The sequence below is a fragment of the Pyrobaculum calidifontis JCM 11548 genome (assembly GCF_000015805.1).
Lineage (GTDB): Archaea > Thermoproteota > Thermoprotei > Thermoproteales > Thermoproteaceae > Pyrobaculum > Pyrobaculum calidifontis.
The window spans coordinates 543,093-567,346 of record NC_009073.1; the positions used below are offsets into that span (position 1 = coordinate 543,093).

Consider the following 24,254-nt stretch of genomic DNA (forward strand, 5'->3'; position numbering starts at 1 on the left):
GAGAAAACTGGTGATAGGCATGCGGCAACAAGTTGAACAGTACTTCAGAGAGCTGCAGGGGAAGATAGACGCCGAGGCCTTTACCGTGGAGTGGAGACAACACGAGGCTCTCGCACAGATACAGCTTGGCGACGATTTCTACCTATTTATTATCTTTTCGTGGTCTGACAACGACTGCGTCGTTGAATACATGATAGGCGATGAGAACGCCGTAATACAGGCTAGACACTTAGACAAGCTAGATCAAGCCGTGGCAACGCTTAAGTTGGCCCACCGCCTCGCTACTGAGAAGTTTTCCTGCCTAAGGCCTTCCTAATTCTTTCTCTGAGTACGTTTATCAACACCTCGTCGTCTTTGTCGTCGTTGGGGTATATGAACACCTCCTCCTCGGGCACCACTACGCCGTCTCCCCTCTCCACGAAGTATATTAGGCGGAGGGGGTAGTCGTATCCGGACCGTCTGTACAACATGCGCATTATTTTAGTCGCCAGCGACCACTCGGCCTTCGTCTTCCACTCGCCCTTCTTAAGTATATGGGACTTCAGCTCTACTAGTTCCTTTTTTCCATCGGCATATTTTACAATGAAGTCGGCCTGGGCGCTTATTGTAACTCCGTCAAGCGACAGTGACACAGGCGGCGCAGGCTCTATCTCCACCACCTTCTTAGCCCAAGGGGTCAACTTCAGCAACTTGTTAAAAGCGCCTGTGTGAGGCTCCCCGTAGTGTTCTATGAAGGTGCGTATCGCCGCGACGGAGTCCTTTGCCTTTATGAGAATTAAGACGGCTTTTTCAAAGGCCTTGCCGTACCTAGAGCTGAGTAAATCGGGCTTCTCTAGCCTTATCAAATCGCTAAGGCGCATCTTTAGCCTCTTGGCAAAGCCCATGCCTTCCTTTGCCCTTGTATTTAAATACTTTACTCACTAGTGAAACATAATATGAACGTCGTTGACTTATTCGCCGGGGGAGGCGGCTTTGCCCTCGGATTTAGACAAGCTGGGTTTAGGATTTTAACAGCGGTTGAAATAGACAGAGACGCCGCGCGTACCTACAGCTTTAATCACCCAGACGTGGTAGTGCTACAGGAGGACATTAGAGATGTAGATTACAAAGACTTAGAAGCTTGGGGGAAAGTGGACGTAGTCATTGGGAGCCCGCCGTGTGAGCCCTTCACCGCCGCAAATCCCAACAGGATGGACGACCCAGCGGATCGGCTGTATGTAGACCCCGCGGGCCAGCTCACGCTTGAGTTCATAAGGCTCGTGGGAGAGCTTGGGCCAAAGATCTTTGTTATGGAGAACGTCGCAGCTTTGGCAGAGGAGCCCCTGAGGACGTACTTGGAGAAGGAGTTCAAGAGGTGGGGATACGAGGTCTACTTCAACGTGCTCCATGCGGAGGACTACGGAGTGCCTAGTAGGAGAAGGCGCGTGTTCGTATCCAACGTGGAAATAAGGCCCTCCAAAACCGGCGTAGTCACTGTGCGCAAGGCAATTTACTCAATGCCGCCGCCCGACAGCGGCCTTCTGCCCAACCACGAGTCTGTCGCCATTAGCCCAAGGAAGCAGGAGAGAATTATGCGCCTAAGGCCCGGCGAGGCTTTAATGAAGTACAGGGGAGCTGGCGGCTTTTATGAGAACTACATACGCCTAGTGTGGGACGACGTGGCTCCCACGGTGATGGGATCTAGGAGATTTGTACATCCCGAAGAACACCGCGTGCTCACGGTGCGTGAGCAAGCCAGATTGATGGGGTACCCTGACTACTACGTCTTCTTCGGCTCTAAGGACTCGCAGTTCAACCAAGTGGGGGAGAGCGTCCCGCCGCCTCTTGCGTATGCAATCGCCGTGGAGGTGAAAAAATATTTAGAGAGGCGGGAGTAGAGGCGTGGCTAAGGTGCCCTGCCCCTCCTGTGGCCGCCTCGTGGATAAACTAATAGAGGGGCTGTGCGAAGACTGCTACATCGAGCGACACCCTCTCGTTGAGTACAGGGAAGGAGAAATTCTTCGATGCAAGTACTGTGGCGCAGTGTTCTTAAAAGGTAAATGGATGAGGGGGAGGGGGGATCAGGTCTTCTTAAAGATACTGAGTGAAAAGGGCAAGGTCGTTGGAAAAGTAGAACAAATAGATGCTAGAGACTTCACAGACTATGCCGAATTATTTCTCACATTGCATGGATCTCCGCATCCAGAAATACCGCCGCGTACACTTAAGTACAATATAAGAATACCTTTTAAGCTTGACATATGTAATGTTTGTATGGAGAAGTTGAGTAAGAGGGAGGTGGCTGTTCTTCAAATTAGGGCTAGTCCAAGGCCACTGGATGCTGAATTTAAAAAGAAAATTTTGCATATAGTAGAGCAAGAATTATTAAAGTTAAAAAGTAAAAAAATAGGATTTGTTTCTAGTATTAAAGAAGCGGCAAGCGGCATTGACATATATACTACTTCGGCAAATTTGGCCAGACACTTAGCTCGCGTAATTCATGAGACATGGCCGAGTTACGCCATGGAGACCGCCAAAGTCGTAGGCATTAGAGATGGGAAAAAAGTGTACCACATGACATATCTTGTGCGTCTATTTACATACCGGGTGGGAGATTTGATAATAGTAGGAGGAAGTGAGAAGGTGGTTACAGAGTTAAACAACAAGTATATAGGTGTTCGTGATGTCCAAAGTGGGGGGTATGAACAAATACCTATTTCGGATTTTGTCCATAAAACTGTTCTATACAAAGGAAGTTAATTGTTAAAAAGGTCGCTACAACTTCCTACCCATGTATCCCACGGTGGTTATACGGCCGGCAAGAAGGGAAGACTTAGATGCAATAACGCAACTTATAGTTCGTCTTAAACGTCTAAATGCAGAATTTGACCCTCTTCTGGAGGTGGTGCCGGAGATCGTAGAAGCATCTCGCAAGTATGTAGAAAACGCACTCGAAAGCCCCTCTTCGGTGGTGTTAGTTGCAGTAGAGGGGGATAGAATAGTGGGTGTTTTCAAAGGTGATGTTGAAGATAGGATTTTTTACAAGCCGCGTTATGCCGGTGTTATTAGAGAATTCTACGTACTTCCAGAGTATAGGAGAAAAGGCATTGGTAAAAGACTTATGATGGAGGGGATAGAACTTCTCAGGAAGAAAGGCGCCGAGTTAATCATGGCATCGTTTCCCGCCCTCAATGAAATAGCGGTGAACTTCTATAAAAAGATGAACTTTAGGCCTATAGAGTATCTCTTTGCAAAAGAAATATAGTTTTTATAATTCCTTTATTAATTCTACTACTTTGTCGGCAAATTCTTGTGTGCCTAAGACTTCTTTTACCCGTTGTTTTCTCTCCTCTTCGTCCATTTGTCTTGCTAAATCGCCGGTGAAGTAGCCTTCTGTGTACGCCTTTTCTATCCCCTTCATTATCAAGTCTGCGGCCTCTCTCCAGCCCATGAATCTGAGCAATAGCTCTAGGGCCAAGATCGTGGCAGTGGGATTTACATAGTTCTTTCCTCTGTACTTGGGCGCCGTTCCGTGTACTGGCTCTGCCATCATGCCCCAGTCGCCGACATCGAGGCCGGGGGCTACTCCTAGCCCTCCCACTAGGCCTGCCGCCTCATCGCTTACATAGTCTCCATTCAGGTTAGGTGCAAGTATTACATCATATTCGTTAGTACGTGTGAGAAGTTGCTGAAGCATGTTGTCGGCTATTCTGTCGTTAACAAGGATTTTTCCAGGTGGCACCTTTCCTCCGTATTGGGCTAGCTCGTCTTCAAACACCACGTAGTCTCTAAACTCGTTCCTAGCGACTTCAAAGGCCCACTCTCTAAACGCCCCCTCGGTGTACTTCTGGATGTTTCCCTTGTGCATGACGGTGACCACTCTCCTCTTGTTTTCCACGGCGAATTTAAGGGCGAGTCTCGCAATTCTCTGGGTGCCAAATTTGCTTATGGGCTTAATCCCTATGCCCGCGTCGTCTCTTATTGATATGCCGAATTCTCTCTTGAGAAATTCCCTTAGCTTGGCGGCCTCTGGGCTATTATAAGGCCACTCAATTCCTGCATATACGTCCTCAGTATTCTCTCTAAATATAACCAAATCTACTTGCGGCTTTTTCAGTGGCGACGGGAGACCTGGGAAGTATTTGACAGGCCTTATGTTGGCATATAGGTCGAATAGCTGTCTAAGTGTCACATTTATGCTTCTAAACCCGCCGCCAACCGGGGTCTCTAATGGGGCCTTGAGAAAGACCTTGACTTTTTTCAAAACCTCAATGCTCTGGTCAGGGAGCCTGTTCCCAAAGAGCTTTTCAGCTTTTTCGCCGACCACCACTTCGTACCATATTATCTTCCTGGCTTTTCCATATGCCTTTTCCACCGCGGCGTTGGCTACTCTTATTGCCGCGTAGGCGACTTCGGGGCCTATTCCGTCGCCCTCTATGTAGCCTATTACCACCTTGTCGGGGACTTTTAACTGGCCGGGGCCTGTGTATTGGACGTATTCCCCCTCTGGCGGCTCTACGTATTTACCGTTGTACGGTACGAGGTTTGGTATAGACTCTCTAAGCTTATCTAGATTTATCGACATCGAGGGAGGCAGGGCCCACTATTAAAATGTTTTACTTAGGCTAAGTATCACTCAGTATTAGTTAATTGGCTATTATACTAACGTCGGGCAGTTACATGGCTGAGGGCTCTGGTCGGCCTGTTGTTGTAACACTGGAGGGAGAGAAGAGGAATGCATTTACATACAGGCTTATTGAAAAGCTTCTGGGTATAGAGTGTAAAGACATTACCGTTATAACAAACTCCGGCAACGTATTTTCATCGGGGCTAGATCTCTCGGTGTTTTTACAGGGGCGAGACGCGGTGTTGGAGTACCTTTTTAGAATTCACAGGCTTGTAAAAAAGTTGCTCAGTTGCGAGGGGCGCTTGATTGCCGTAGTCAATGGCGACGTGTACGGCTTTGGGGTTGAGTTTCTCTACTTCATGGACTACGTCGTAGCCGCTAAGCGTGATTACAAGTTTTCGCTACAGGGGGTAAATCTCGGCGTATTTCCGCCGTATACCGCCGCTGTTGGTAGAAGGCTGTTTGCCCCGGCGCATCTGCGAGTTGTGCTAAACAGAGAATTTACGGCCGAGGAGGCTTTTCACTTTGGGATAGTCTCTCAAGTAGGAGACTTGGAGCTCAAGAAGCTGTTTTCTCCTCCTGCATACGTCGCCGAGGTGGTAAGCCATAGGAGGTGGCTGGTCTCCTTCGTAGATGAGGCCATTCCCGTTTTTTACAAGTTGGCCGAGGTGGCGACCCGGGAGGAGACTGTAAAGCGGCTTAGGGAGTTTTTTAAGAAAAGCTAAATTCCCGGAATTGAGTATTTGACGGATGCCTGCGAATCTGCCAGCTGAGGCTAAGGCTGCCTGGCTTAAGGTTATGGAGGCTAAGACGCCCGAGGATAAGCTCAAGGCGCTTGAGGAGTTTTTGTCCACTGTCCCAAAGCACAAGGGCACTGAGAAGTTAATAAAGCAGGTTAGGAGGAGGATCGCTGAGTTGAGGAGAGAAATTCAGGAGAGAAGGGAAAAGGAGAGGAGTCTTAGATCTGGCGGCGGCTCGCGTCTGTATGTGTCCAAGGAGGGGGATCTGCAAGTGGCCGTTGTGGGTCCTCCCAGCTCTGGAAAGACTGCCCTCATCCGATGTCTTACAAATACGCCGCTTCAGCCGGACGACATTCCCTTTTCCACCGTGGAGCCTGTTCCATCTATGTTTATAGAAGACGGTGTCTATGTCCAGTTGGTAAAGACGCCGAGCATACTTGTGCAACAGCAGAGCGATGTGAACGTGATTACTCTAGCCTCTGTCAGAAATGCGGACGCGGTTATACTTGTGGTAGATTCTGGCGTAGAGCTTGAAACAGTTGAGAGGCTTATATCATACTTTGAGGATGAAGGTATATACCTATATCAGCCGAGGAATTATGTGAAAATAGAGCGGAGGGGGCTTGGTGGAATACAGATATTAGGCTCTGGACGAGTAGTAGGTAAAACACTTAATGATGTGAAAAAGCTTCTAAACGAATACGGGATATATCACGCGGTCGTTTACATAAACGGTGAGGTTACGCTGGACGACGTTGAGGAAGCCTTGTACATTGAACGCCAGTATAAGCCGACCATTGTGATTCTTTCCAAGAGGGATTTATACAAGCCCAGGGGGGAGGTATTGGAGTACTTAAACAAGCTGGGGATCCCATACTACGAGGCAAATCTGGCTAGTTGCGACATTTCTAGGAGGAGCCTCCTGGAGAATCTCTTAAGGCTTACGGGTAGGATTAGGGTTTTTACCAAGCCTATACACATGAAGACCTACATGGAAAAGCCCCTGGTCGTAAAGGCCGGCTCAACTGTGGGAGATGTGGCTAATCAAATCCACTCATCGCTTGTGAAGACCTTTAAATACGCCGTGGTGTGGAGGAGGGAGAATTTCCCCAACTGGCCCAAGAGAGTTGGGCTAGACTACGTCCTACAAGATGGGGACGTTGTCGAAATTCACGCATGAGCTGCGACGAGGTTAAAAAGATCCTCGAGAGACTCGACGAGATAGAAATTTTGCTCAACACCTTGCTGGAGGAGGTTAGGGAGTTAAAACGTGGAACATCGGCAAGGGAGGAGAGGCCACGTGCGTTCATAGAAGTGCTGAGGGAGAAGAAGCTTCTTCCGCTTTCAGAGGTCAAGTCTAGACAGGCGTTGCGGCAGGCCTTAGAGAAGGGGCTTGTCGTAGTTCTCCGCGACGAAGGCGCAAACCGAGAAGTGGTGGTACTCAAGGAAGCGGCTCGGAAGCTGTTGGACAAATTGCCCATGTCGGCAAAGGATGTGGAGAAGTTAGACGAGAGGGACTACGAGCTTCTGCAATTGCTCAATAGGCTGGGCTACGTGTTGCAGAAAGGTGGGCAATACATTAAAACGGAGCTTGCAGAGGAGTTCTACGTATGAGTGAGCTTTTTTGGTTTGAGAAGTATAGGCCGCGTAGTTTTGAGGAGGTGGTGGATCTTGAGGAGGTTAAGGCTAGGCTTAGGGAGTTTGTCAAGGCGGGGAATTTGCCGCATCTCCTCTTCTACGGGCCTCCTGGCACTGGGAAGACGACGATGGCCCTGGTCTTGGCGAGAGAGCTGTATGGGGAGTACTGGCGTGAGAACACCCTCGAGCTAAACGCCTCAGACGAGAGAGGAATCGGAGTAATAAGAGAGCGAGTAAAAGAGTTCGCCAGAACGGCGCCCGTGGGAAAGGCCCCCTTCAAACTCGTAATACTCGACGAAGCAGACAACATGACCTCAGACGCCCAACAAGCACTACGCAGAATAATGGAAATATACGCACAAAACACCAGATTCATACTACTAGCAAACTACGTAAGTAACATTATCGAGCCCATTCAGTCGCGCGTGGTTATGATTAGGTTTAACCCCTTGCCCAAGGAGGCCGTGATATCCCGGCTCAGATTTATCGCCGAGAATGAGGGAGTAAAGGTGAGCGACGACGCGCTAGAGGCTATTTACGAGTTTACCCAGGGCGACATGAGGAAGGCCATTAATGCGTTGCAAGTGGCGGCCTCTGTGAGCAGAGAGGTGACAGAGGAAGAGGTCGCGAAGGCGCTTGGGATGGTTAGTCCCCGGCTACTCAGGGAGGTTCTTCAAGAGGCTACGAAGGGGAGCTTCAACAAGGCGTTGACTCAGATATACGGCTTTGTGGTCGATGGCGGAGTGGGAGAGCTTGAAATAATTAGGCAGTTACACAGGGAGGTGTTAAGACTCGACGTCCCGGAGTATGTAAAGCCTGAGCTTGTGTATATAGTGGGCAGGGCCCATTATGCTATTTTGAGGGGGGCGCGTGGGCTTGCCCAAATTTATGGCGCGCTTGCGAAAATTAGGAAAATAGTTGTGTTTCACCAACCGTCTGTGAAGTAAACGAAAAGTATTTATACTCTCAAAAAGTTTTTAAATGCGATGTCTACAGCTACCCCGCCCGGCAAGCCCTTAAAATTCCGTATTCATCGAGATAGTGAGGGGTATTTAAGCCTTGTCTCTGAGACAGGCGAGGTATATAGTTGCCCCGTGTGTGGAAACGACAAGTTTGTCTACAACTACGAGAGGGGGGAGGTGGTGTGCATCGTATGTGGCACCGTGGTTCAAGAGCAGTTGCTTGACTTAGGGCCCGAGTGGAGGGCCTTCACCTCCGAGGAGAAGGGCCAGAGGGCCCGTACCGGCGCGCCGTTGACAAGGCTCATCTCAGAGGCTTTAACCACGGTGATAGATTGGAGAGATAGAGATGTGTCTGGAAAAGAGCTCGACATAAAGCGAAAGCTGGAGGTTATTAGGCTTAGAAAATGGCAGACGAGGGCGAGAGTTCAAACTTCGTATGAGCGCAACTTTATCCAAGCGGCTCAGGAGCTTGAGAGATTAAAGAGCTCAATGGGCGTGCCGAGGCCCTGCGTAGAGCAGGCCTTGGAGATTTACAGGCAAGCACTTGAAAAAGAGCTGGTACGGGGCAGATCTGTAGAGGCCATGGCCGCAGCGGCGTTGTACATGGCTTGTCGTATGTTAAAAATGCCGCGCCCTCTCGATGAATTGGTTAGATATACTAAGGCCTCGAGGAGAGAAGTAGCTAGGTGCTACCGCCTCCTACTTAGAGAACTTAATGTAAAAGTTCCCATAAGCGACCCCGTGTTGTACATATCTAGAATTGCAGAGCAATTAAAGCTCAGCGGCGAAGCGATAAAACTTGCCATAGACATTTTACAAAAGGCGAAGAAGGCGGGTATCACGGCTGGGAAAGACCCGGCGGGCCTCGCGGCAGCCGCGGTCTACATAGCCTCACTAATGCTTGGCGATAACAAGACGCAGAAAGATTTCGCGGTGGCCGCAGGCGTGACCGAGGTCACTGTGAGAAACCGTTACAAGGAGTTGGCCAAGGCGCTCAATATTAAAGTGCCAATCAAATAGCTTTTTCTCCGTGCTCTCGGTTGATGTACCGCCTGAGCCATTCAACGGCGGGCATCTGGTTCTGAAAACTGGCAAGCCCGTTTTTGACTTAACCTTTTCTGAGCTGGTTATGCTTAAGCAGAAAATTGATAGAATACTAGCGGCAGAAAGAGAGAAGCTGAGACCAGAGGGGTTCAATATATACATCAATGGTAATGAAGTACATATCATCCCCCGCTGGTGTGGTGATGTTAACGTTGCTTTTTTTGGAGGAATAAAAGTAGTGCCTTTATCAAATGAGGACGTAGTGAGATTGTTAGGAGATGAATTTAACAATTGAAATTCTTTCCTCGCTAATAATTGTAGCGTTTGGAATATATGTGACTCAACGAGTGCAACATGATTATAAATTAGTGAATATTTTTAGACAATATACACTGCCCAGTGTAGTAAGGCCAGGTGGAATAGTTGATTTAAGTAAGCTTAAAATCTTTGTCCAAAATTTTAATTATAAAATTGAAACTAATGGAAATCTTGTTATAGAAGTAAAGAATGACATTATTAACGTTATCTCAGGCACAGGAAGTATTACAATAGTTTTTGAAGCGTGGGGCTTCCTCGATTTTTATAGAATTGTAAGAAGTATAAAAGTCATAACGTAATTTACTGTATTAATTGTCTAAAAAGCATTAAAATTTGTATGTCCCACACAATGAAGAAAATATATGTAAGCACGTAGAGAATAGAGACTTGTGTAAATGATAAAAGAACTCCTATGCTATCTATTAGTAGTATTAGGCCGACTAACACTATGGCTACTTCGCCCTCTTCTACGACGCGAACAATTATAGATGAAATTGCCATAAGCACGCAACTCACTAGTAGCACAGGGTCTATGCGTGATGTGATGGTGAAAGCAACTAGGGCTACTAGGAACTTGAAGAGCGCTATGACCAGCAGGGCCCTGTGCACTACGCGAAACTGGTGGGGGTATTAAATAGTGACCTAGCTAAGATTTATAAACCGGTATGGTACCTCCCCCCGTTTATGATACCCAAGCCTGTGGTACAAGTCCCAAGAAGCATCAAGAGCGGTGGAGTAACCAAGTGGAAAGAGGGGAGGGGCTTTTCACTTGGCGAGTTGAAAGAGGTTGGTCTTAACGCAGAACAAGCAAGGCTTTTAGGCCTGCCAGTAGATACGCGACGTGACTCTGTGTGGCCTCAAAACGTGGAAGCCCTTAGGAAGTGGCTTATAGAGGTATTGGAGGGCAAAGCGACGCCGCCTGAACCTACGCTTCCAAAAGTCGTTAAAGTGAAGAGGAAGAGAGGCAGGGCGTTTAGAGGTCTGACGAGCGCTGGGCGGAGGTCGCGCGGCTTAATTTCGACCAGATTCAGAGAGACCCACAACTACAAGTTTAAGAAGAAGGCTAAGGAGAGGAGGCTGAAGAAGAGACACGAGGCCACTAAAGGACTTGGAAATGTGTTGAGAATTTCGAGGATAATAAACGAGTCCAAAGAATAGTATAATTTTACTTAAATCGTCGTAAATTTTCAATCATTTTCTCAAGTGTTATGTTTGTAACAGCTAGAGGTATGTAGCTCCTCTTTGCAATTTCCACAGCCAAGGGGTCAACAGTTTCTTGCTTTATCCCGTGGAGCACTACTATGGAGGGTTTTACGCTTAATACGGCAGACATAGATTTTATGGCTATTATGGGGGAGCGGCCTGTGGATACCTTTGTAAAAATTGCGGCACGTTGCGACGTGCCTCCGTACAATCTCACGTATTCTACTGAAGGGACTTCTAAGACTAGTTTTACACTATCCACGATGGTGTAGCCATATATGTCCAAGGTCTGCGGAGGCGGCACTAAAACCTCTGCCTCTATGCTTTGTAAAAATGTAGAAATGGGCACAGGCTCTGTGAATTCTCTCATGTCTATTACAGCTGTCCAAAATCTCTCTCTTAACAGCTGGCGCTGGAGTAGATTTAAGACGTGGCCGCCTCGCTCAAGATCCGCCTCTATTAGCGCTTGTACAAATTTCCTGATGAACCGCGAGCCGGGGAACTTTCTCCTGCCCGATTCATAGTCGCTGATAACGCTCGGCGAGGTGTTCAGTCGAGTGGCTAAGGCAGTCTGAGTAAGTCCAAAGACTAGTCTCCACTTCTTTATCACCTCACCTGGGTTGTCCGATGTAATTATGTCGCCGGCTATATAGATTGCTATGTGTCTGTGTTCGTTATCCACAGAGTAGTATACAAGCCCTTTTTTATTTTTTCGTCTAGAAACGAATGAAAGAGGGGGACAATAAGATTTAAACCTTTGGTCTTTTTACTGGCGTGCTTAGCAGAGAGGAGCTTCTCGCGAAGATTCGCGAGATTAATTCTCAGCTTGATGAAATTCAAAAGAATATAGATGCTGTAACAAACGAGATTAATTCTAAAAGAGCTCTCTTGGATGAGATACGAAAACAGTTGGCCGAGGTCAGGTCTCTTATAGAGGGGAAGAGGGAGCAGTTGCAAAAGACGAGGGAGCTTATCGGTTCTTTAGTGGAGCGCAAAAGTCAAATAATAAACCAGATTAGGTCTTTGCGGGCTGAGCTTCTTCAGACAAATATAAATCTTCAAAAGTATAGAGAAAAACTGGTAGTATATCGAAACTTATTATCTACTCTTAATGAATATGTTGGGGGTAAAGTACCGGAGAAGGAGAAGTTAAAGAGGCTTATTGAGCAGTTGGAGTACCTTTTTGAAACTTCGCCGACGAACCCAGAGTGGGAACGCCAGTTTATCAAGTACATAAGTCAAATCGAGAGAGAGTTGAACGTTGTAGACTCTATGGAAAAAGTAAGGGCACATATAGCTGAGCTAAAGAGCCAAGCCGATGCGCTTAAAAATAGGAGAGAGGCAATACGTAACGAAATTGCCAAACTTGTCCAAGATCTTTCTACGATTAAGCAGGAAATTGCCCAGCTTAAGGCTTCTAGGCAAGAAATTTACAAAGAACTAGCGTCTCTTAAGGAGAAGCGCGAGGAGTTGAAAAAACGGAGAGAGGAAATTAAGCAGGAGATTCTCCAGCTTGCCCTGCGCCGTAAGGAGCTTAGAGAAAAGAGGAGAAGCGTACAAGAGGAGTTGGAAAAGTACAACGTCTTGCTCAAGGCGTTGGAGTTAGCCGAGAGAAGTAAAGCAAAGGCCCAAGTGCAGGCGCGTGTAACTCAAAGCTTGAAAGAGAGGGCCGAGGCGATATTCAACAAGCTGATGAACGGGGAGCGGCTCACGCACGAGGAAATTAAGATTTTAATTGAGGCAGGCTACTTGCCAGAAGAGTAGTGCGCCTCCTCGTCTTATATGTAGATAGAGACGGCGACTTAAAGGCACATGGAATAGACACTCCCATTGTGGGCAGAGATGAAGTGCTGAGAGCAGGCATCAAGTATATTTTAATGAATCCAGACGATTCCGACGCTAACGCGATCTTTGCGGCTGTTAAGACGTACGACAAATTGGTTTCCGAGTACGGAGAGGGGAACGTAAACGTGGCTATTGTCAGCGGCTCTCCCGACCCGGCGTTGGCAGATTTGACCGTGGTTAAGGAGCTCGAAGAAGTTTTGGCTCTTTTTGACGCAGATGCTATATACTTTATCTCAGATGGCCCGACTGACGAGATGTCTGTGCACGCTATTCAAATAAAGCGACCCGTGATTGCTGTGTATAGGGTTGTGGTAAAACAGGCAAGAGGAGTTGAGGAAACTGTTACTTTGTTTAAGTATTACTTTGATAAAGCTGTAAGAGAGCCTCAGTACAGAAGATATACTGTAGGAGTTCCCGCGCTTCTTGCCTTTGTAATACTGCTGAGCTCTATGGCTAATCTGGAAATCGTAAGAATCCTCATTAATATGACGTTTTTATTTATTTCGTTTTTCTTGGTAGTCTATGGTTTTGGTATATATGATTTTCTAAGAAACGTACTGAAGAGATTTGAAATCACGTTTATAATTACGCTATTTTCGCTCTTTGCCATAGTGTACCATATAGTTTTCACAATAATTGGAAGTTCTATACTGCCTGACTACCTGGCAGTCATTGTGGCAACTCTCCCCTTCGTATCATATGTGACAGAGTCGTACATAAGAACCAAAAGCGTTAGATATGGAGGCATAGTTGCCGGAAGTATTGCATCGTCCTTCTTCTACTTTATCTTCCCGAAAATTACTAAGCCAATAATTGATATTTTCGATCTCATGTTTTCTATTGCTCAATATATATCTACTATCTTCATTATAATAATCTTAGTATATCTACTCAGAGGCAAGTGGAGACGTGCAGAGTTGAGGTAAGTAAACGCTTCCATTGTCTAGCCGTAGAAGAGGCACTTGCGTTGGCCGAAATAGGTGGCTGTGTCCTTAAAGAGAGAGGGGAGTCGTTAGAGTTTGTTTGCCCCTCCTGTCAAGTATTTCACAGGTCTGCTCTCATTAAGTCGGTTAATGGAGAGAGAATTAAGAGGCATTTACCCACGCTTGTGAGATCTCCAAAAACGCTTGACTACGTAACGGCGCGTCTATTGGTAAACTTGGCGAGAGTTATGCCGGGTAGCGTCGTATGGGAACCTTTTGTGGGCACAGGCGCGATAGCGTACGAAGTAGAGAGAGTGGGGGGACATGTGGTGGGCACAGATGTGGATCTGGGGGCTTTGCGCATCGCCAGGCTAAATGTGCGGGGCGACTTACTGCTCTCAGACGCTTTGAGACCCCCATTTTCAAAGGTATTTGACGCGGTTGTGGGAGATCCGCCGTATGGCCGTCTTACAAAGTCTACGATGGAAGTCAGAGCTCTGCTTAACGCGTTTATAGAAGTGGCCTTTTCTCATGTTAAAAGGGGCGGATACGTCGTATTGGCGTCGCCCATCTACGTAGATTTGCCATATCTGAGGAGCTGTGTGATGTATTTACACGGCGGCCTCTATAGAGTTGTGTATTTTGTAAAACTCTAGTCGGGGGGAGGAGCCTCGTAGTACACTTTACCTCTATATGTACGTGGGGCAAGCCAGTCTATAAACTGGCGCACGTTGCTCGTCTTTACTGTGAACGTAATTGGTCCCAGCGGGGATTCTCCTGGCTCTGTCACAAAGCTGACTACGCCTACGTACGCCGCTTGTTTATTTATGGAAAAGATAACCGTGTCCTCGCCGACGACGCCTTTAGATATTACGCTACGCGCAGCGTCTTGAATGCCTTGGCGCCATATTGCCCCCCGTAGCTTCTCCAAACACTTATGGCCATCGCACGTGGAGATCAATACTACGCCTACGTCGCTGGGCTCTTCTCTAATATTCACAGGTGTGAACACGTTTTCCAACGCCTTTAGGACCTTCTTTTTGTCCTCGGTCAGCCTGACTTCCACCACCGCCTCCACTCTCATATCACTAAGGAGAGCTCTTCTTCCAGCTGTTCTATGGTCTTGTTTTCGTTTACAACTATGTAATCGGCGCGGGCCAACAGATCGGCGAGGCCGAATTTCAGCTCTCTAAGGTCCCGCATTAGAAACTGTGAATATGTAAGTGGGTCGTCGCTTCTACCTCTGCTATACAGCCTAGTGTATCTAGTCCTCTTGCTCGCGACTACGTAGATCAGGAATGTCTTGCCCACCTCCTCTAAGGCGTCTAGCTCCTCTGGACTTCTTAAGCCATCTATGACAAATCTCTCGCCTTTTGCCGTCTCTAGTATGTGTTTGACAACGGCCCTCCTCCCTTTCTCAAGTCTCATAAACACGGCGACTTTATCGGGCGTCATTCCAGTCTTTTGCGCCACTGCCCTAACCACATCCCCCATACTCATATACACGTATCCCCTCTTTTCCACGATTTTGGCCACGGTGGTTTTCCCAGACCCAGGTAGGCCAGCCACAGCTACAAATTGCATGGCTAAGTCACGCGTCTCAAAACTCTTTCCACTTCTCCGTACGTGGCCTCTGCCTTAAAGCCGTCGCTGGCCATATGTGTACGTGCCGCGTATACTCCGGCCCTCCTTAATGCCGCCATGGCCTCTTCTAGCGTCGGGCTCTTCCCGTCCACGGCGAACTCGGGTAACTTGTAAAACCATGGAAGAGACACAGAGTATTCCTCTTCCAAGAGTTTTAAAAAGTCGCTGTACTGGCCTTCCCTCGCCATAAAGAAGGCAATCGACGGATCTCCTAACTCGCCGATCCACACTGGGCCTGATGTATATTCGCTCTGCCGCCTTGTGACTTTCCGATACCTTCTGTATTCCACATAGCCCACATCTCTCTGCAACATGTCATCTGCGTCCTTTGCGCTTTTTACGGCGTAGACACAGGTTCTAAAATAGTGGCCTTCCCAGTACGACAAGAGTGGGCGTATTGCAAAATCTTCAGAAGCGGCGATCCGTGCCACGTATCCCACTAGGTTGCGAAGCCCCATCTCTAGGTAGAAGGGGCTTTTTCTTATGACCGAGCCGTACCTCCGTAGACACTTCCTAGGATATCTGCCCACGAGAACTGCGGTATCTGTCGCAGTGGCACATACAATGCCCTCATTTTTGAGAGCTCTAAATGCAGCGCTTAGGAAGGGCGCCGGCGAACCGAAGGGGTCTACGTCTACTACGTCGCATTGCCCCCTGAGTTTGTGCAACAAGACATTTGCATCTTCGTTATATACATCTGCTTCTACGCCGTTTATAGACAAGTTCTTTTGAATTACATGTACAGCTTCTTTTGACAAATCGTTTAAAATTAGTTTTCCAACAACTCCGCTTTCTATTACATATCTTATTCCACGAATGCCAGTGCCGCTGAGAGGCTCACATACGGTCAAGCCACCCCCCATCTGAGCGCCAGCGACCTTCAGCAAGAGAACAGACAGTGTCCTATTCTTCTCCATGGCCGGGTTGTAAAACACCGGCGCTGAATATATGTCGTACTTCTTGGGGTTTGGGGCGTAGAATACCGCCTTGCCCTCTCGCCTTATTACGTAGTCATCCACTTTTCTCAACTTCTACGCCTAGGGCGTTGGCTAATTCTACGGTCTTCTGGAATTTATCTGCCGAAGTCGATATGAAGAGGACCCTGTCTTGAACCCTAAGCGCATCTGGGTGCGAGTCCACGAGTTTGTACGTGTCTTTGCCCAAGCTTCTGCTCGCAAGCTCCTCAGCGCTCACATGCACTTTATCAATACTTATCTTCTTTATCACGTCTTCCCCAAACATGTCAATCAACTTCTGCGCTATTTTAGCGGGGGCCTCTATTTCCTCTCTTTCGTACCTATATACGGTCTCTCTAGATACGCCAAGTTCTTTGGCAAGTGCGCCAAGGCTTATGCCCGCCTCTTCACGTCTTTGGCGCAACTTCTTTCCGTCCACTGCCGCAGTTATAGACCCGTGGTTGAGCCTAAATATCGGTGGCTTGCCGTCTACAAGGTCTGTGAATGTTGATAGTGAGATAAATGTTATGTTATCTCTTGTGTATACTACGCCGCGCCTCAGAACCTCCCCCCTTACAGTTGACGTAATACATAGACTTGTGACATTGGTGTAAGAGGAGAGAAGTTTGAGGTCTTTTATAGAACTCCCTGAGACGTCTTCCGCATTTTGCGCAATTCTTATTAGCATCCTCTCCCGGTTTATTTCGGCGACCAAAGTATAAGCATATGGCCTAGATACGTCTAGGAATAGCGGCTCTCCACGGGCTTTCACAATATTTAACGTAGCCTCTAGCAACTTCAACGTCTATACAAGAGACCAAGTTTTAAAAGTTCAACGCCCGCGGAGATTGGATGAAGAGACCTGGCAAGTCTTAACAGTGACGAGACATTCATGGGCTGACCAAGCGTCTTGTGGCACCAGCCGCCTCTCTCCATATATACAGGCGGGTGTATCTGCCTCTGTTCAATCGCCGACCTGACTTATATATGGTAGCGTTGTAGCACATGTGAAACGTATGAGGTTAAGCAACAGAGAGGTGAGGGAGCTGAGGGAAATTTACCCGCATATGGGGCCCGTGCTAGATGAGGCCGAGGTCGTCGAGGTAGTCCCCCTCTCTGGCGACAGCTCGCTATATCTCATCGACGGCGAGCCTCTATTTTTGAAAACGTCGGTTAAAGACGTGGGTGAAGTGGTCGCGCCGACGCTCTTCTTTGTTCATAAATCGAGTAAGGCCAAGCTGCTTCCTCAGTACCCAAGGGCTATTGTAGACGCGGGGGCGGTCAAGCCTATAGTAAATGGCGCAGATATTATGAGGCCGGGAATAAGGGAGCTTGTAGGCGAGTTTAACAGAGGGGATGTGGTGCTTGTATCAGATGAAAAGGGGCGGGTAATCGCAGTCGCAGTGGCCTTGTTTTCAAAGTCAGAAATAGTCCAAATGCAAAAGGGGAAGGTTTTGTTGAACATACACCACCTTGGTGATAAGCTGTGGCAAATTTCCCTAGAGTTGGCTAAGAAATCCTAATAGCACCTCTGTAAAACTGTCTTTACAGGGGGCTGCCTTATATCGCCTCAGTGCTTCAAGCGGAGGCTTTAAGCCGAGGTGTGACAAGCCGTTGGCCACTTGAGTCACGTTGTGGCTCTTGCCCAGAGACGCGGACTCGAAGTCCATGATTATGGGCTTGTCCTCTTCCACTAGTACGTGGTCTCTAAGCCTGGCCAACTCGTTGTGGGACAGGCCTATCTCGTCGAGTAGAAACGCTTGTGTAAGAAGGTCTTGCACAAGGCTACGCCGTTTTTCTGGCGTCGCCGACTTCCACCACGTGGCTATGTCCACGCCGTTGATAAAGCGGTAGGCCAAGACGTCTTTGCTGTACGTATACAATCTGGGGCCCACTCCCACTGTATTGGCTAGGTGTAGGTACTGCCCTTCCAATGCCAGCGACGGCCTAGTGGAGTCTCCCCTCCTAATTTTACACGCGAGTTGTAGATTTCCTACCCTAGGCTTGCACCGAAATACTACGCTGTTCGTCCCCTTGCCGACGACGTAGACACCGTTGTGCAGTAGGGCGCCGCCGGGCAAGAGCTCTAGCTCTAGCTCCCTTAGTTGTCTATGTACTTCAACGGCGTGTGTCAGCCCGCCTCCTAGCGTAGACGCAAGTATATACACCGTGTCCACAGGCTTTTATACCTACTGCTTATAGGCTTTTGTGGAAAAGGAGAGAGATGTGGTGAAGAGAATCGCCCAGCTAGTTAGGGCAGGCGCCACTCTTACCTCGTATACATGTCCAGTTTGTGGCACAGTTTTAGTAAAACTGAAGACCGGAGAGCTATATTGCGCAAACTGCGAACGCACGGTGGTGTTAGTAAAAAGCGACGAGGAGGCTCAGCAAGCGGTTGAAGTGGTGCAACTACGTGAAGTTAGGAGAATCGTGTTTGACAAAATTCTGCAACTAGGCCGCGAGTTGGAGAAGCTAAGCGCATCGGAGATGGTGGACCACCTAAGGTCTATGTCTATTCTTCTCGACATTTACGAAAAGTTGTCTAAGATACAGTCCTCCAAGGTTTAGCAACAGAGGCTAGAAGCTGTGCCAAGAGTATGTGGGCGATGGGGGAGAAGTGGACAGTGTAGAAAGAGTAGAGCGTGCGATTTCCAAGCGCATATACAATCCAGTAGCCCCCATACGTCGAGATGTAGAGCACTGAGACGTCGTCGCGTTTGTAAATAGCGTATATTAGTGCGAGCAAGTACGCGGGCGTTCCGCCTGCATAAATGTTGGGGTTTAGATAGAGCGCGAAGCTGTTGCGCATAATTAGCCAGTCCAAGGGAGTTGAGGCTATTGGCCCCTCTGGCCGCGAGGTCGTGTGCCATGCAAACGCGGCGAGGACTTCATGGAGCCACCTCTGTAGGCCCAACTGGGCGGCCATTGGCATGTTGACGAGTAAGAAAACAGAGGTGGCCATAAGCACCACTGCGACGAATTTCCACAAGCTCTTTTTAGCGTACAAATAGGCCAGGCCGAATATTGGAAAAGCCCCGGAGTACTTGACAGAAACTGCGAGACCTAAGGCGGCGCCTGTCGCCAAATCTCTCCCAGCCACGTAGAAGTATGTCAAAAGTGCTGTAAAAAACGCGAGATATATATCAAGCATGGCGATGCCGGCCATGGCTCTGAAAGTGCTATCGAACAGCATCAATGTCGTGGTCACCAAGGCCCACAGTCTGCCGGTTAGCCTGCGCGCAGTTAAATAGACGAGGAGCAGAGTGCCAGCGCCTAGAGCAACTGACGGGGCTCTCCAAAAGATGGGCTCGTCTCTGACAACTTCCATTAGCGCTATCACGTACTTGGCGAGCGGTGGATGTTCTAAGTTGTAGTAAGTCAAGATGCCCTCTTTATCTGGATAGGGGAACCCCCGCCTGACGTAACATGTGACATTTCCCACAACTGTCACCGCGTCTATTTCCTTGTACGTCTTTACCACAGTGGCGTTGCTGACGCAGGGCCAGGTGGTTGTGTAATACGGCGATGAGGCGGGGGTCTTGAAGAAGTCGTGCAAAATGTTGCGCGCCGATGTGACATACCACACCTCGTCGCTTATGTATCCGGGGCCATCGGGCAAGCCGTCTACGCCGCCTAGGGAGGCCACGGAGTATGCGAGATATGCGTATACGGCCAGTACGACTAGGAGAGCCACGGCGTATTTCATATGTCACAAGCTGTGGCGTGTTTATCAGCGCTGCATACCCCGGTCACGAGGTCGCCAGCGGTCATTGTCATCACATTTAAAAAATCTCAGCGGAATATAAACGATGACGATGTGGTTCTACAATGAAAATGTGAAGACGCCCCTACCCAGCTGATTTCACAGATATCTTAACTTTCTCCCCTAATATGTCCCATTCCTTGCCTTCGTCTGCATGCTCTACGCTCAGCTCAACGGCCCTAGTCTCACGCATTATGTAGTCGCGGAAAAGCTCAACGGCCTTCTTTACCTCGTCCGAGGCCGTGTCTACGACGACGCGTATCGTGTCATTTATTTGAAGCCCAGCCTCCTTGCGCATTACTTGGATTCTTCTCACGATCTCTCTACTCAGCGCCTCGTAGAACAGCTCAGGCTCCAGCTTCCCAGGTATACACACTTCAACTCCCTCTTCTGCTGCTTTGACGTAACCCTCGGGACACTTGCCCACTTTTACCTCTTTTACATTGCCCAGGTACTTCAACGCCTCTTTATACCTATCTACGTAGCTGGCGCCGACCACATACGCCTCTCTGATGGGCCACCTGAGCTTTATACCTGCCTTGTTCCTAGCCTCGGCAAGCACTGAGAAGACCTTAAACAATTCGTCGTATACTTTTATCAGCTCCTCTTCCACTGCCCCCTCCTCTGGGTACTTGGCCAAGTGGACGGACTCCTCTGCTTCTTTGTCGTACTTTCTCACAAAGGCTTGCCATAGATATTCTGTGGCGAATGGCACAAAGACTGAGCCTATTATCAGCACGTTCTTAAGCACGTGGAAGAGGACGGAGTATGCTGCGTATTTGTCTGGAGTAGACTCCTCAAGCCATACCCGTCTCCTGAGCAGTCTTATATATCTGTGGCTCAAGGTCTCTACCACGAACTCTCTCCACAGGTTAGCGGCCTTGTGGAATTCGAAGTTCCTCAAATACTCCTTTACCTTTATCGTGAGAAGGTTTAATTCTGATAAAAGCCACTTGTCCTCTTCTAGGGCCTTGTTGAGCCACTCCTCTAATGGGTACTTGTCTTTGGAAAACCCGTCTAGGGACATGTACGTGTCTGCGAATTTCACCACGTTCCACAGTATGTTTAAGTCACTTATCACGTGTTTAACCTCGTCGGGGTCAAATGCCAAGTCTTCCCAGGGAGCAGCCTTGGAGAGTATGTAAAGTCTCACTGGATCTGCGCCGTATTTTTCAAAGAGGTCTTTAGCCCAGACAACGTTTCCCTTGCTCTTTGACATTTTTTGCCCATGCTTATCTAGTATTAGTCCTTGTATTAGAATTGTCTTATATGGGGCTTTGCCTGTGTATAAGACTGAGGTGGCCAGGAGGGAGTAAAACCAGCCTCTCGTCTGGTCTATCCCCTCTGTTACAAAGTCGTATGGGAAGAGCTGGGTCCACAGCTCCCTGTTTCTTTCGCCGTCTACTGCGGCGATCCACGCCACGCCGCTGTCGAGCCACACGTCCATGACATACGGCTCGCGGGCCCACTCGTCGCAGTCCTCGGTCTTTAATACTACAGAGTCTATCCAGGGCCTGTGGACTAGCTTAAAATCGTCCACTGGCGGAAGCTCTTTTGCAAGCCGCTTTAACTCCTCTATTGATCCAACCACTAGAATTCTGCCATCTTTCTTGCATCGCCACACTGGGAGAGGAGTGCCCCACACCCTGCTCCTGCTTATGTTCCAGTCTCTGGCGTTTTGTACAAATACGTCGAATCTATCCCTCAGCTTCTGGGGCACCACGTTTACTCTCTGAAGCTCTGCGTACATTTTTTCACGTATTTTTGAAACTGCGATAAACCACTGGCGGTCGGCCCTCAGTATTAGCTTTGTGCCACAACGCCAACAGTGAGGATACTCGTGCCTAATTTTCTCAGCATAGACCAGAAGCCCCTTCTTCTTCAGCTCGTCAATCACCTCTTTATCCACGTCGTGGACGTACTTCCCGGCGAATTTGCCGGCTAGCTCGTTATATACGCCGTTTACTTCAACGCTGTTGGTTACCTTCAGTCCATACTTTTTGGCCACTTCAAAGTCCTCGGGGCCGTGTCCAGGCGCTATGTGGACAAGGCCTGTGCCTTGGTCTAAGGTGACGAAGTCGGCAACTACTACGTAGTGAGGCCTTGTGCCCCTCTCTGGCACTTCCTCGTGGAAGGGATGCACGTAGCGTAGGCCTTGGAGCTCTTTGCCCCTCCTTACTTCTAAGATTTTCCACTCCTTTATGCCCCAGAGCTCCATAAGCTTAGGCACAAGCTGTTCAGCGACCCACCACCTCTCGCCGCCTACCTCTACCTTGGCATATGTATAATCTGGGTGTACAGCTACTGCCTCATTATCTATTAAGGTCCAGGGAGTAGTAGTCCAGATAACTAAGTACTCGTTCTCGCTTCCCTCGACTCTGAATTTTACATAGATAGAAGGGTCTTCTCGCTCCTCGTAGCCTAGTGCTACCTCGTGGTCGCTCAGCGAGGTTTCACACCTGGGGCAAAACCAGAGGACTCTGTAGTCCTCTGTCAGAAGGCCCATCTCATGCGCCTTTTTAACAATGCGCCAGGCGTATTCAAGATAGTTGGGCTTTCTCGTCTCATACGCGTTATCTAGGTCGAGCCAGAGGCCTAGCCTCCTAGTGCCCCACTCTTTCCACTGCTCTAGGTACTCGTCGACTAGCGCGTTACATGCGAGGGCAAATTTTTCGAGACCATACTTCTCAATGTCTTTCTTACTCCGCAACTTGAGCCTCTTTTCCACCTCCCACTCCACCGGCATGCCCTGCATATCCCAGCCGCCCTGGACCCACACATCGTAGCCCAGAAGTCTGTGAAACCTCAGTACGACGTCCTTGTACGTCCTACCGCGTATGTGGCCTACATGAGGCATGCCATTCGTCGTAGGGGGCCCCTCTAGAAACGTGAACCTAGGCCCTCCACGCCACTGCCTCCACTTATGGAAGATGCCGTTGCTGTTCCAAAACTCAGCTACCTCTTTTTCAACGCTGTGGGGGCTGTAAGTGTGTCCAAGCTTGAAATCCCCATGGCGCATTGATGTGGCGGAGATTTAAAGTATTTTAGCGTTCAGGTACTTTTTAAAACACTCTTAACACGTGGTGGTAGAGGAAGCGTTATATACAACGATTGTCTCCTTGATAGTTGCATTATTAATAGCTATAGTGCTATATTTACTACCGGTGGACGAGTTTGAAAAACTAGTAAAATATATATATGACGACATAGAATATATGACGTATTTTACAAGAACCCTATGAGATTCTTATACCACTTGGTCATGTTAGTCTTTGCGTTGGCCCTACTCTACTTATTAACAACCTCGTTTTACTACATCGACTTGCTTTTTAAAGCATTTAAATGAATATAGCAGAAATCATAGTGTGTATAACTTTATTTTCAATAGCTATTATCTTACTTTTATATATAGGTCAAATAACAGTTTCACTGCTTTCTGAAAAGTATGTATTTGAGGCAACGAGACACGCCAACTGCTTTACGAATTCCACGGAGGGAAACATCGTTGTCGCCTCCTGTATACGGGTGATTTACAACGGCACATTTATAGTAGCGGTGTATAACATCACTAGAGCCTATCCATACGCCTCGTAGATTAATTCGCCTTCGTCGTTGAGCCGCTTCCTAATCTTCTTCTCAGACACAAGCTTTTCCACAGCCCTTATAAACTCCGCAGTGGTGACCCCCCTAGACTTGGCCCATTGGAGCGCCTCAGTTTTAGTGACGCTACCCCTTGACTTTACGAAGAGTAAAAACTCCTCGGAGAAGTCTCTAGCCTCGGCCCTCTCCCTCTTCTTATCTTCAACGAAGTCAAACAACGTGGGCCCTCTCCTCTCCTCTTTTCTTTTCTTCATCTAAGCTAAGGCACAAAGGAGGTATATATCTTCTCAATTACACATTTCACATCGACTTTGTACAAGCCGCTCGGCCCAAGTTTTCCACATTCCTTGAACAAGACTCTGTCCAGCGAGGTGTAGTAGTCTGCGCCTACTTTGACGGCAGAGCTTGTAAAGTATTGTAGAACTGCACGCTCCACTGGGTCTCCCACATAGGTGTAGACGCTGCTCATCTTTCTAACCGCCTCAAGGTCTTGGGCAATTTGGAGAAGAGTTCTAAACGCCACTTTGTTCAGCCAAGCAGTAGGCGAAATAACGGCGATTCTCCTATTCACTTCCGCGTATATGTGAGAAAATTCGCCAACGCCATCTTTTACCACGTCTATAAGTAGTCTATACTGCGGCACTCTTTGGTAGAGCAAGGCGTGGTACACCGCTACGCCTATAGATTCCCTAATGGAGACAAGGAGCTTTCCCACCTCAGTCAACTCAACTACATCGCCAGAAGCAACTACGCCAACTCTCTCAAGAAATCTTGTGATATCTCCCCGCCCTCTCCCAATATCCAGCCCGGCGCTCTTCAGCTGATGAGGCGACGGCCTGTACTTAGCCACATACGCGATGTACTCATCTATCTTCTTGAGTCTAATGGGCGGAAAAGTTATCGATCTCTGTACAGTAGCCACGATAGAGGATCTGCCTCATTAAAAAAGAGGGCGCATCACTACCAATACCACCGATGTAATACAACGCCAGTTGTCAAAGCGTTAAAAATT

At 48.3% G+C, this 24,254-nt stretch carries 29 protein-coding genes; 16 read left to right on the plus strand and 13 right to left on the minus strand.

The annotated features are described in order from the left end of the window. Nucleotides 1-19: 19 nt before the first annotated feature. Nucleotides 20-316, plus strand: coding sequence for a hypothetical protein (locus PCAL_RS03090; RefSeq protein WP_193322859.1), 297 nt, complete (start codon nucleotides 20-22; stop codon nucleotides 314-316). On the opposite strand, the gene PCAL_RS03095 is transcribed toward PCAL_RS03090, so the two are convergent. After that, nucleotides 282-884: a hypothetical protein gene (locus PCAL_RS03095; RefSeq protein ID WP_011849260.1), complete on the minus strand. Its 603-nt coding sequence runs from the start codon at nucleotides 882-884 to the stop codon at nucleotides 282-284. The two genes, PCAL_RS03090 and PCAL_RS03095, sit on opposite strands and share 35 nt — an antisense overlap. Before the next feature lie 39 nt (nucleotides 885-923). Between PCAL_RS03095 and PCAL_RS03100 the strand changes: the two genes are divergently transcribed. From PCAL_RS03100 to PCAL_RS03110, 3 genes are read left to right on the plus strand one after another with little or no spacing between them, the layout of a single operon-like run. Next, nucleotides 924-1,877: a DNA cytosine methyltransferase gene (locus PCAL_RS03100; RefSeq protein ID WP_406626758.1), complete on the plus strand. Its 954-nt coding sequence runs from the start codon at nucleotides 924-926 to the stop codon at nucleotides 1,875-1,877. 4 nt (nucleotides 1,878-1,881) lie between these two features. Next, nucleotides 1,882-2,739: an NMD3-related protein gene (locus tag PCAL_RS03105; RefSeq protein WP_011849262.1), complete on the plus strand. Its 858-nt coding sequence runs from the start codon at nucleotides 1,882-1,884 to the stop codon at nucleotides 2,737-2,739. A 31-nt stretch (nucleotides 2,740-2,770) separates the two neighbouring features. Beyond that, nucleotides 2,771-3,244, plus strand: a complete 474-nt coding sequence (locus PCAL_RS03110) for a GNAT family N-acetyltransferase (protein WP_011849263.1) — start codon at nucleotides 2,771-2,773, stop codon at nucleotides 3,242-3,244. Between the two features lie 3 nt (nucleotides 3,245-3,247). Here the strand turns inward: PCAL_RS03110 and PCAL_RS03115 are convergent, their stop codons facing one another. Beyond that, a complete protein-coding gene (locus tag PCAL_RS03115; protein WP_011849264.1) occupies nucleotides 3,248-4,564 on the minus strand; it encodes an NADP-dependent isocitrate dehydrogenase in 1,317 nt (438 codons plus the stop codon). Between the two features lie 95 nt (nucleotides 4,565-4,659). Here PCAL_RS03115 and PCAL_RS03120 point away from each other — a divergent pair, with 95 nt between their 5' ends. From PCAL_RS03120 to PCAL_RS03145, 6 genes are read left to right on the plus strand one after another with little or no spacing between them, the layout of a single operon-like run. Next, nucleotides 4,660-5,331, plus strand: a complete 672-nt coding sequence (locus PCAL_RS03120; RefSeq protein WP_011849265.1) for an enoyl-CoA hydratase/isomerase family protein — start codon at nucleotides 4,660-4,662, stop codon at nucleotides 5,329-5,331. A gap of 25 nt (nucleotides 5,332-5,356) precedes the next feature. Further along, a complete protein-coding gene (locus PCAL_RS03125; RefSeq protein WP_011849266.1) occupies nucleotides 5,357-6,526 on the plus strand; it encodes an OBG GTPase family GTP-binding protein in 1,170 nt (389 codons plus the stop codon). Then, on the plus strand, nucleotides 6,523-6,960 hold the full coding sequence (locus PCAL_RS03130; protein WP_011849267.1) for a hypothetical protein: 438 nt from the start codon (nucleotides 6,523-6,525) through the stop codon (nucleotides 6,958-6,960). The genes PCAL_RS03125 and PCAL_RS03130 overlap by 4 nt, the downstream gene beginning before the upstream one ends. Beyond that, entirely contained in the window at nucleotides 6,957-7,931 is a 975-nt protein-coding gene (locus PCAL_RS03135; RefSeq protein WP_011849268.1) for a replication factor C small subunit, read from the plus strand. The genes PCAL_RS03130 and PCAL_RS03135 overlap by 4 nt, the downstream gene beginning before the upstream one ends. 39 nt (nucleotides 7,932-7,970) lie before the next feature. After that, complete coding sequence (locus tag PCAL_RS03140) at nucleotides 7,971-8,966, plus strand: transcription initiation factor IIB (RefSeq protein WP_011849269.1); 996 nt, start codon at nucleotides 7,971-7,973, stop codon at nucleotides 8,964-8,966. 10 nt (nucleotides 8,967-8,976) lie between these two features. Further along, nucleotides 8,977-9,285 (plus strand): HIT family protein, encoded by a 309-nt coding sequence (locus PCAL_RS03145; protein WP_011849270.1) that lies wholly within the window; start codon nucleotides 8,977-8,979, stop codon nucleotides 9,283-9,285. 323 nt (nucleotides 9,286-9,608) lie between these two features. On the opposite strand, the gene PCAL_RS03150 is transcribed toward PCAL_RS03145, so the two are convergent. Beyond that, nucleotides 9,609-9,917 carry a hypothetical protein gene (locus PCAL_RS03150; RefSeq protein ID WP_011849272.1) on the minus strand — a complete coding sequence of 103 codons (309 nt, stop codon included), beginning with the start codon at nucleotides 9,915-9,917 and terminating at the stop codon, nucleotides 9,609-9,611. A 75-nt stretch (nucleotides 9,918-9,992) separates the two neighbouring features. On the opposite strand from PCAL_RS03150, the gene PCAL_RS03155 reads away from it, so the two are divergent. Beyond that, on the plus strand, nucleotides 9,993-10,466 hold the full coding sequence (locus PCAL_RS03155; protein ID WP_011849273.1) for a ribosomal protein L13e: 474 nt from the start codon (nucleotides 9,993-9,995) through the stop codon (nucleotides 10,464-10,466). 7 nt (nucleotides 10,467-10,473) lie between these two features. Here the strand turns inward: PCAL_RS03155 and PCAL_RS03160 are convergent, their stop codons facing one another. Further along, entirely contained in the window at nucleotides 10,474-11,193 is a 720-nt protein-coding gene (locus tag PCAL_RS03160) for a helix-turn-helix domain-containing protein (protein WP_011849274.1), read from the minus strand. 92 nt (nucleotides 11,194-11,285) lie between these two features. Here PCAL_RS03160 and PCAL_RS03165 point away from each other — a divergent pair, with 92 nt between their 5' ends. From PCAL_RS03165 to PCAL_RS03175, 3 genes are all read left to right on the plus strand, one after another. Next, on the plus strand, nucleotides 11,286-12,275 hold the full coding sequence (locus PCAL_RS03165; RefSeq protein ID WP_011849275.1) for a coiled-coil protein: 990 nt from the start codon (nucleotides 11,286-11,288) through the stop codon (nucleotides 12,273-12,275). Further along, nucleotides 12,275-13,282: a DUF373 family protein gene (locus tag PCAL_RS03170; RefSeq protein ID WP_011849276.1), complete on the plus strand. Its 1,008-nt coding sequence runs from the start codon at nucleotides 12,275-12,277 to the stop codon at nucleotides 13,280-13,282. Before PCAL_RS03165 ends, PCAL_RS03170 begins: the two co-directional genes overlap by 1 nt. Before the next feature lie 182 nt (nucleotides 13,283-13,464). Further along, entirely contained in the window at nucleotides 13,465-13,935 is a 471-nt protein-coding gene (locus PCAL_RS03175) for a TRM11 family SAM-dependent methyltransferase (protein ID WP_226951989.1), read from the plus strand. Here PCAL_RS03175 and PCAL_RS03180 read toward each other — a convergent pair. From PCAL_RS03180 to PCAL_RS03195, 4 genes are read right to left on the minus strand one after another with little or no spacing between them, the layout of a single operon-like run. After that, nucleotides 13,932-14,363, minus strand: coding sequence for an RNA-binding domain-containing protein (locus PCAL_RS03180; RefSeq protein WP_011849278.1), 432 nt, complete (start codon nucleotides 14,361-14,363; stop codon nucleotides 13,932-13,934). The genes PCAL_RS03175 and PCAL_RS03180 overlap by 4 nt on opposite strands. Next, complete coding sequence (locus tag PCAL_RS03185; protein ID WP_011849279.1) at nucleotides 14,360-14,863, minus strand: AAA family ATPase; 504 nt, start codon at nucleotides 14,861-14,863, stop codon at nucleotides 14,360-14,362. Before PCAL_RS03185 ends, PCAL_RS03180 begins: the two co-directional genes overlap by 4 nt. Before the next feature lie 2 nt (nucleotides 14,864-14,865). Next, on the minus strand, nucleotides 14,866-15,942 hold the full coding sequence (locus tag PCAL_RS03190) for a tRNA (guanine(26)-N(2))-dimethyltransferase (RefSeq protein WP_011849280.1): 1,077 nt from the start codon (nucleotides 15,940-15,942) through the stop codon (nucleotides 14,866-14,868). Next, a complete protein-coding gene (locus PCAL_RS03195) occupies nucleotides 15,935-16,681 on the minus strand; it encodes a helix-turn-helix domain-containing protein (RefSeq protein WP_011849281.1) in 747 nt (248 codons plus the stop codon). The genes PCAL_RS03190 and PCAL_RS03195 overlap by 8 nt, the downstream gene beginning before the upstream one ends. A gap of 205 nt (nucleotides 16,682-16,886) precedes the next feature. Between PCAL_RS03195 and PCAL_RS03200 the strand changes: the two genes are divergently transcribed. Next, entirely contained in the window at nucleotides 16,887-17,402 is a 516-nt protein-coding gene (locus PCAL_RS03200) for an RNA-binding protein (RefSeq protein WP_193322860.1), read from the plus strand. On the opposite strand, the gene PCAL_RS03205 is transcribed toward PCAL_RS03200, so the two are convergent. Next, entirely contained in the window at nucleotides 17,379-18,056 is a 678-nt protein-coding gene (locus PCAL_RS03205) for a serine/threonine protein kinase (RefSeq protein WP_011849283.1), read from the minus strand. The two genes, PCAL_RS03200 and PCAL_RS03205, sit on opposite strands and share 24 nt — an antisense overlap. A 31-nt stretch (nucleotides 18,057-18,087) precedes the next feature. Between PCAL_RS03205 and PCAL_RS03210 the strand changes: the two genes are divergently transcribed. After that, nucleotides 18,088-18,447, plus strand: coding sequence for an Sjogren's syndrome/scleroderma autoantigen 1 family protein (locus tag PCAL_RS03210; RefSeq protein ID WP_011849284.1), 360 nt, complete (start codon nucleotides 18,088-18,090; stop codon nucleotides 18,445-18,447). Here the strand turns inward: PCAL_RS03210 and PCAL_RS03215 are convergent. The 4 genes from PCAL_RS03215 to PCAL_RS03230 all read right to left on the minus strand — a co-directional run bounded on the left by PCAL_RS03215 (nucleotide 18,422) and on the right by PCAL_RS03230 (nucleotide 24,164). Continuing rightward, nucleotides 18,422-19,585 carry a phospholipid carrier-dependent glycosyltransferase gene (locus PCAL_RS03215; RefSeq protein WP_011849285.1) on the minus strand — a complete coding sequence of 388 codons (1,164 nt, stop codon included), beginning with the start codon at nucleotides 19,583-19,585 and terminating at the stop codon, nucleotides 18,422-18,424. The genes PCAL_RS03210 and PCAL_RS03215 overlap by 26 nt on opposite strands. 142 nt (nucleotides 19,586-19,727) lie before the next feature. Further along, nucleotides 19,728-22,661 carry an isoleucine--tRNA ligase gene (ileS, locus tag PCAL_RS03220; RefSeq protein WP_011849286.1) on the minus strand — a complete coding sequence of 978 codons (2,934 nt, stop codon included), beginning with the start codon at nucleotides 22,659-22,661 and terminating at the stop codon, nucleotides 19,728-19,730. Between the two features lie 556 nt (nucleotides 22,662-23,217). Next, entirely contained in the window at nucleotides 23,218-23,496 is a 279-nt protein-coding gene (locus PCAL_RS03225) for a hypothetical protein (protein WP_011849287.1), read from the minus strand. 5 nt (nucleotides 23,497-23,501) lie between these two features. Then, complete coding sequence (locus PCAL_RS03230; RefSeq protein ID WP_011849288.1) at nucleotides 23,502-24,164, minus strand: hypothetical protein; 663 nt, start codon at nucleotides 24,162-24,164, stop codon at nucleotides 23,502-23,504. Nucleotides 24,165-24,254: the final 90 nt, after the last annotated feature.